Raw genomic sequence first — 7972 nt, 5'->3', positions numbered from 1 at the left:
CGGCGTCATCGTGGTTTGCCGGCGGTGTCGTTGGCGTGGGGGCAGTGGGCCGAGTCCAGCGGTATGACCGGCACCCTCGACACCACCGACCTCGCGCGGCTCGGACGCTCCGGCTTTCTGCCGATGAGCAACGAGGAAGGACTCGCCCTCTTCGACGACGCCCTCCGGCAGGACGAACCGCTCCTCGCCACCGCGCGCCTCGACCTGTCCGCCCTGCGCGAGAAGGCGCGTGGCAGCGCCCTGCCCGCCGTGCTCAAGGGACTCGTCCGCACCACCGCACGACGCGCCGCGACCACGGACGCCCGGACGGCAGCGACGGACGGGGACGGGATGCCGCCGGCACAACGCCTGGCCGCGCTGCCCGAGGCCGAGCGCCGGCACGCCCTGCTCGAACTCGTCCGCACGAACGTCGCCGTGGTCCTCGGCCACGGCACACCCGGCGCGATCGGCTCCGAGCGCAGCTTCAAGGAACTGGGCTTCGACTCGCTCACCGCCGTCGAACTCCGCAACCGGCTCACCGCCGCCGCCGGACTACGGCTGCCCCCCACGCTGATCTTCGACTACCCGACGGTCGGCGCACTCGCCGCCCACCTGCTGGCCGGACTGGCCCCCGCACAGCAGGCGACGCCCACCGGGGACCTGCTCGCCGAACTCGACCGCTTCGAGTCCGCCGTGCTGGCCGCCGACCCGCACGGCCCCGGCCACCATCAAGTCGCCGCCCGCATCGAGGAGATGCTGCGGCGCTGGCAGGCAGCGGCCACCCCACACGGCGAACCGGCGGAGGACGGGGACCGGGTCGCCGACCGCCTCCAGTCCGCCTCCGCCGACGAAGTCCTCGACTTCATCCAGAACGAACTCGGCGTGAACTGAACCGCCGCCCGGCGCACGCCCACCACGCACACCCCTGGAACGCCGGGCACAACCCCACGAACGCCACGCACGCATCAGGAACGCCAGAAACGCCAGGTACGCCAACGAACGCCAGGAATGCCAGGGAAGGACGCGCCGCAATGGCGAACGAGGACAAGCTGGTCGCATCCCTCAAGCGGGTCGCAGCCGAACTCCACGAGACCCGGCAGCGGCTCGCCGAGGCCGAGAACAAGGGCAGCGAACCGATCGCCCTCGTCGGCATGGCGTGCCGCTACCCCGGCGGCGTCCGCTCGCCCGAGGACCTGTGGGACCTGCTCGCCCAGGGCCGCGACGCGATCTCCGGCTTCCCCACCGACCGCGGCTGGGACCTGGACGAGCTCTACCACCCCGACCCCGACCACCCCGGCACCACCTACACCCGCTCCGGCGGATTCCTCCACGACGCCCCGGACTTCGACCCCGGGCTCTTCGGGATCTCGCCGCGCGAGGCGCTCGCCATGGACCCGCAGCAACGGCTCCTGCTGGAAACCTCCTGGGAGGCCCTCGAGGCCTCCGGGCTCGACCCGCTCTCCCTCAAGGGCACCCGCACCGGCGTCTACGTCGGCGCCGCGACCCCCGCCTACATCGTCGGCGGCCACAACTCCCAGAACGGCGCCGAGGGCTACTCCCTCACCGGCACCTCCGGCAGCGTCGTCTCCGGACGCCTCGCCTACCACTACGGCTTCGAGGGACCGGCCGTCACCGTCGACACCGCCTGCTCCTCCTCCCTCGTCGCCCTCCACTGGGCCTGCCAGGCACTGCGGCAGGGCGAGTGCACCATGGCCCTCGCGGGCGGCGTCAGCGTCATGTCCGTACCGGGCCTCTTCGTCGAGTTCAGCCGCCAGCGCGGACTGTCGCCCGACGGCCGCTGCAAGGCCTTCGCCGCCGCCGCCGACGGCACCGGCTGGGGCGAGGGCGTCGGCGTCATCGTCCTGGAGAAGCTCTCCGACGCCGTCCGCAACGGCCACCGGATCCTCGCCGTGATCCGCGGCTCCGCCGTCAACCAGGACGGCGCCTCCAACGGCCTCGCCGCGCCCAACGGCCCCTCCCAGCAGCGCGTCATCCGCGCCGCCCTCGCCAACGCCCGGCTGCGCCCGCGCGACATCGACGTGGTCGAGGCGCACGGCACCGGCACCACCCTCGGCGACCCCATCGAAGCCCAGGCCGTCCTCGCCACCTACGGCCAGGACCGCCCCGCAGGCCGACCCCTGTGGCTCGGCTCCCTCAAGTCGAACATCGGCCACACCGCGGCCGCCGCGGGCATCGCCGGCGTCATCAAGATGACCATGGCCCTCCGCCACCGCACCCTGCCCAAGACGCTCCACGTCGACGCCCCCACCCCCCACGTCGACTGGCAGGCGGGTGCGGTCGAACTCCTCACCGAGGCCCACGACTGGCCCGCCGCGTCCGACGACGACCGGCCCCGCCGCGCCGCCGTCTCCGCCTTCGGCATCAGCGGCACCAACGCCCACCTCGTCCTCGAAGAGGCCGCGTCCCTCACCCGGCCCGAGCCCCGGCCGGCCCCGGCCGCCGTGCCACTGGCATCCGGCACGCCCGTCCCGTGGCCGCTCGCCGCCCACAGCGCCGACGCCCTGCGCGGCCAGGTCGCCCGGATCCGCGCCTTCGCCGCCGCCGACGCACCCCGGCCCGCCGACACTGCCCTGTCCCTGGCCACCACCCGCGCCGCCCTCACCCACCGCGCGGTGATCATCACCGCCGACACCACGGCACGCCTCGACGCCCTCGACCGCCTGGCCACGGCCGAGACCACGCCCCACGCCGTCCAGGGAACCGCGGGCATCGAGGGCGACACGGTGTTCGTGTTCCCGGGTCAGGGGTCGCAGTGGGCGGGGATGGCGGTGGAGTTGTACGAGGCTTCGCCGGTGTTCGCCGCGCGGCTCGAGGAGTGTGCGCGGGCGCTGTCGGGGTTCGTGGACTGGTCGCTGCTGGATGTGCTGCGGGGTGTCGAGGGTGCGCCCGGTTTCGACCGGGTGGATGTGGTGCAGCCCGTGTTGTGGGCGGTGATGGTGTCCCTGGCGGAGTTGTGGCGGTCGGTGGGCGTGGAGCCGGCCGCGGTGGTCGGTCACTCGCAGGGCGAGATCGCTGCGGCCGCCGTCTCGGGTGTGCTGAGTCTGGAGGACGCGGCGAAGGTGTCCGCTCTTCGTGCTCGTGCGCTGATCGCTCTGGCGGGCAAGGGGGGAATGGTGTCGGTGGCGGACACCGCCGATGCCGTACGGGAGCGGATCACGGCCTGGGGCGACCGGTTGGCGTTGGCTTCGGTCAACGGCCCGCAGTCCACGGTCGTTTCGGGTGATCCCGAGGCGTTGGACGAGTTGATGGCCGCCTGCGAGGCCGACGGTGTCCGCGCCCGGCGTATCAACGTCGACTACGCCTCGCACGGCCCGCAGGTCGAGCTGATCCGTGACGAGGTGCTGAAGCTGCTGGACGGCATTCAGCCGCGCACCGCCCAGGTGCCGTTCTTCTCGACCGTCACCGGCGCCTTCGTCGACGGCGCGGAGCTGGATGCCGAGTACTGGTACACCAACCTGCGCACCACGGTCCGTTTCCAGGACGCCGTAGAGGGGCTGCTGTCCCGCGGGCACGGTCTGTTCGTCGAGTCCAGCGCCCACCCGGTGCTGACGATCGGTGTGCAGGAGAGCATCGACGCCTCCGGGGCGGCCGCCGTCACCCTGGGCACCCTGCGCCGCGACGAAGGCGGCCCGCAGCGCTTCCTGACCTCCCTCGCCGAGGCATGGGTGCACGGTGCGAAGGTCGACTGGCAGGCTCTGCTCGCCGGGCATGACGCGGCACGGGTGGACCTGCCCACCTACGCCTTCCAGCGCCGGCGCTTCTGGGCCGAGCAGTCCGCCGGTGACGCCCAGGTGACGGCCGCCGGGCTCGCCGAGGCGGGCCATCCGCTGCTCGGGGCCGCCGTGCGGGTCGCGGACGAGGACCAGTACGTGCTGACCGGGCGGCTGTCGCTGCAGAGCCACCCGTGGCTCGCCGACCACGCCGTGGGGGAGACCGTGCTGCTGCCCGGGGCCGCGTTCGTCGAGCTCGCCGTACGGGCCGGGGACGAGGCCGGATGCGGCCTGCTGCGCGAACTCACCCTGGAGGCACCGCTGCTGCTGCCCGCGAGCGGTGCGCTCCGGCTCCAGGTGGTCGTGGGCGCACCCGCCGAGAACGGCGACCGGACGGTCACCGTCCACTCCCACCCCGCGGACGACGCCGACGCGCCGTGGACGCGGCATGCGACCGGGTCCGTCGCGCACACCGCGGCCGGTACGGGGGAGGAACTGACCGAGTGGCCGCCGCCGGGCGCCGAGGCGGTGGAGCTGGACGGGTTCTACGAGAAGGCGGCCGAGACCGGATACGCCCACGGGCCCGCGTTCCAGGGGCTGAGGGCCGCCTGGCAGCAGGGCACGACCATATGGGCCGAGGTGGCCCTGCCCCCCGAACAGGCCGAGACGGCACACGAGTTCGGGATTCACCCCGCACTGCTCGACTCCGCCTTGCACGCCGCCCTGCTCGGCGGATCCGTCGACGGCGTGCGGCTGCCCTTCGAGTGGAGCGGGGTGTCCCTGCACGCCACCGGCGCCACCGCGCTGCGCGTGCGGATCGACACGGCGGACTCCGGCACGCTGACCCTGCACCTGGCCGACCCGGCCGGCCGTCCCGTGGGCACCGTCGACGCGCTCGGCCTGATGCCGGTGACCGCCGACCAGCTCACCGGGCCCGGCACGGCGCCCCTGTACCGCGTGGCCTGGACCGAGACCGCACTGCCGGAGACGGCGGCCGACGGCGACCGGGCCGAACTCGGCGGCGCGCCCTTCCCCGACCTCGCCGCACTGATCGCGGCCCTGGACGGCGGCGCCGACGCGCCCGCCCGCGTCGTCGTCACCCCGCACGCCCCGGACCCGGCCGCCGACCCCGCACACCGTGCCCGGACGGCCACCGCCGGCCTGCTGGACCTGCTCACCGCGTGGCTCGCCGACGAACGGCTCGCCGCCTCAAGGCTGATCATGACCACCTCGGGGGCCGTCCGCGCCCGGGAGACCGACAGCGCCCCCGACCCGGTCCAGGCCGCCATGTGGGGGTTGGCGCGCTCGGCGCAGTCCGAGCACCCCGACCGCATCCAACTCGTCGACCTCGACGACACCCCGGCCTCCCACACGGCCCTCGACCGTGCCATCGCCACCGGCGCACCCCAACTCGCCCTGCGGAACGGCACACCGGCCGTCCCCAGACTGGTCCGCGCCGAACCCGGCACCGGCACCGTCGACTGGGGTGACGGGACGGTTCTGGTCACGGGTGGGACCGGGACGCTGGGCGCGTCGGTGGCGCGGCATCTGGCCGGTGAGCACGGTGTGAAGCGGCTGGTGCTGACCAGCCGACGGGGGCCGGGGGCGCCGGGTGCCGCTGAACTCATCGAAGAGATCCGTGCGTTGGGTGCGGAGTCGGTGGAGGTCATGGCGTGTGATGTGGCGGAGCGGGATGCGGTGGCGGCGTTGCTGGCGTCGTTGCCCGGCCGGTTGAGCGGTGTCGTGCACTGCGCGGGTGTGCTGGACGACGGTCTGGTGGGGTCGCTGACCGCGGAGCGGCTGGATGCGGTGATGCGGCCGAAGACGGACGCGGCCTGGCATCTGCACGAGCTGACCCGCGACGCCGACCTGGACGCCTTCGTGCTCTTCTCCTCCGCCGCAGGCGTGTTCGGCAATCCGGGACAGGGCAACTACGCCGCCGCCAACGCCTTCCTCGACGCCCTCGCCGAACAGCGGCACGACCAGGGGCTGGCCGCGCTGTCCCTGGCCTGGGGACTGTGGGAGCAGTCCAGCGGCATGCTGGCCCACCTCGACGGCGGCGACTCCGAAGCGGCGGCACGCATCGGCGTCCTGCCGCTCACCCCGGCACAGGGACTCGCGGCCCTGGACGCGGCCACCGCTTCCGGAGAGGCCCTGCTCGTACCGGTCCGCCTGGACCTCGCCACCTTGCGGACCCGGGCTGCCGCGGGACTCCTGCCCGACCTGCTCAGCGGATTCGTCCGCACCCCCGCGCGCCGTACCGCCGGGACCGCCGCCGACAGCGACGCCTCAGCGCTCGCCCAGCGGCTGGCCGGCCTCGCCGAGCCGGAGCGCGAAGGCCTCGCCCTCGACGCCGTACGCGACACCGTCGCGGCCGTCCTCGGCCACGCCGACGGCAACGCCATCGAGCCCGAAAAGGCGTTCAAAGAGCTGGGTTTCGACTCACTGACCGCGGTGGAGCTCCGCAATCGCCTCACCGTCCTCACCGGCCTGAAGCTCCCCGCCACCCTGGTCTTCGACCACCCCACACCCGACACCCTCGCCCGGTACCTCCTCACCGCCCTGGTCGGCACCGGCACCGGGACCGGTTCCCGGGCGATCCCGGCCGCTCGCACGGCGGCCCGCGCCACGGTCGCCGACGAGCCGATCGCCATCGTCGGCATGGCCTGCCGCTACCCCGGCGGAGTCACCTCGCCGGACGACCTGTGGCGCCTGGTCGCGGAAGGCCGCGACGCCGTCGCCGAGTTCCCCGACGACCGCGGCTGGGACCTCGACACCCTGTACGACCCCGAAGGACAGCGCCCCGGCAGCTCGTACACCCGCTCCGGCGGTTTCCTCCGCGACGCCGCCGACTTCGACCCCGACCTGTTCGGCATCTCCCGCCGCGAAGCCGTCACCATGGACCCGCAGCAGCGGCTCCTGCTGGAGGCTTCCTGGGAAGCCTTCGAACGCGCCGGGCTCGACCCGCTCTCCCTCAAGGGCAGCGACACCGGTGTCTTCGCCGGGGTCATGTACCACGACTACGCCACCCACGTGGAGCACGCCGCCGACAGCGCCGAGGGCTACCTGCTCACGGGCACTTCCGGCAGCGTCGTCTCCGGCCGCGTCGCCTACTCCTTCGGCCTGGAGGGCCCGGCCGTCACCGTCGACACCGCCTGCTCCTCCTCGCTGGTCGCCCTGCACCTCGCCGCGCAGGCCCTGCGGCAGGGCGAGTGCTCCCTCGCCCTGGCCGGCGGCGTCACCGTCATGGCCACACCCGGCGTCTTCGTCGAGTTCAGCAAGCAGCGCGGACTGTCCCCGGACGGCCGCTGCAAGTCCTTCTCCGCCTCGGCGGATGGCACCGGCTGGTCGGAGGGCGTGGGTGTGCTGCTCCTGGAGCGCCTCTCGGACGCCCGCCGCAACGGTCACCGGGTGCTCGCGGTCGTACGGGGTTCCGCCGTCAACCAGGACGGCGCCTCCAACGGCCTCACCGCCCCGAACGGGCCCTCCCAGCAGCGCGTCATCCAGCAGGCCCTGGCAGCGGCGCAGCTGACCCCGGCGGACGTCGACGCCGTGGAGGCGCACGGCACCGGCACCACCCTCGGCGACCCGATCGAGGCGCAGGCCCTGCTCGCGACCTACGGGCAGGAGCGGGCCGAGGACCGCCCGCTGTGGCTCGGGTCCATCAAGTCCAACCTGGGACATGCGCAGGCCGCGGCGGGTGTGGCGGGTGTGATCAAGATGGTGATGGCGATGCGGCGGGGTGTGCTGCCGCGGACGTTGCATGTGGAGGAGCCGTCGCCGCATGTGGACTGGTCGGCGGGGGCGGTGGAACTGCTGACGGAAGCGGTGCCGTGGCCGCGGGTCGAGCGTCCGCGCCGCGCTGGGATCTCCTCCTTCGGAGCCAGCGGGACCAACGCCCACGTCATCGTGGAGCAGGCCCCGGAGGAGCCGTCGGCGAGGCGGGACGACGACTCGCCGGGTGAGGTGTCCGGTGTGGTGCCGTGGGTGGTGTCGGGGCGTGGTGCCCAGGCGCTGCGGGATCAGGCGCGGCAGCTGCGCGAGTACGCCGGTCAGGCGGCGGATCTTACGGCGGTGGGGTCGGCGTTGGCCGGGTCCCGGGCGGCTCTGGAGCAGCGGGGTGTGGTGCTGGCGCGGGATGTTGACGGGTTCCGTGCTGGGTTGGACGCGCTGGCTGGGGGTGTGCCGGTGGCGGGTGTGGTTGAGGGTGTGGTGCGTGCGGGTCGGGTGGCGTTGTTGTTCTCGGGGCAGGGTGCGCAGCG

Annotated in this window: 2 protein-coding genes; both read left to right on the top strand. The window is 73.8% G+C overall.

The window, feature by feature from the left end; genetic code table 11:
* Positions 1–870 (top strand): acyl carrier protein (locus tag ACZ5GT_RS40470; protein ID WP_469036879.1); only part of this gene is annotated, 870 nt, incomplete at its 5' end.
* Positions 871–1010: 140 nt separating this feature from the next.
* Positions 1011–7972: SDR family NAD(P)-dependent oxidoreductase (locus tag ACZ5GT_RS40465; protein ID WP_469036877.1), on the top strand; the 6962-nt coding region annotated here is incomplete at its 3' end.

The sequence above is a fragment of the Streptomyces sp. NPDC031340 genome (assembly GCF_055569945.1).
The sequence above is the reverse complement of the archived record's forward strand: the minus strand, read 5'-3'. Positions and strand labels throughout refer to the sequence as shown.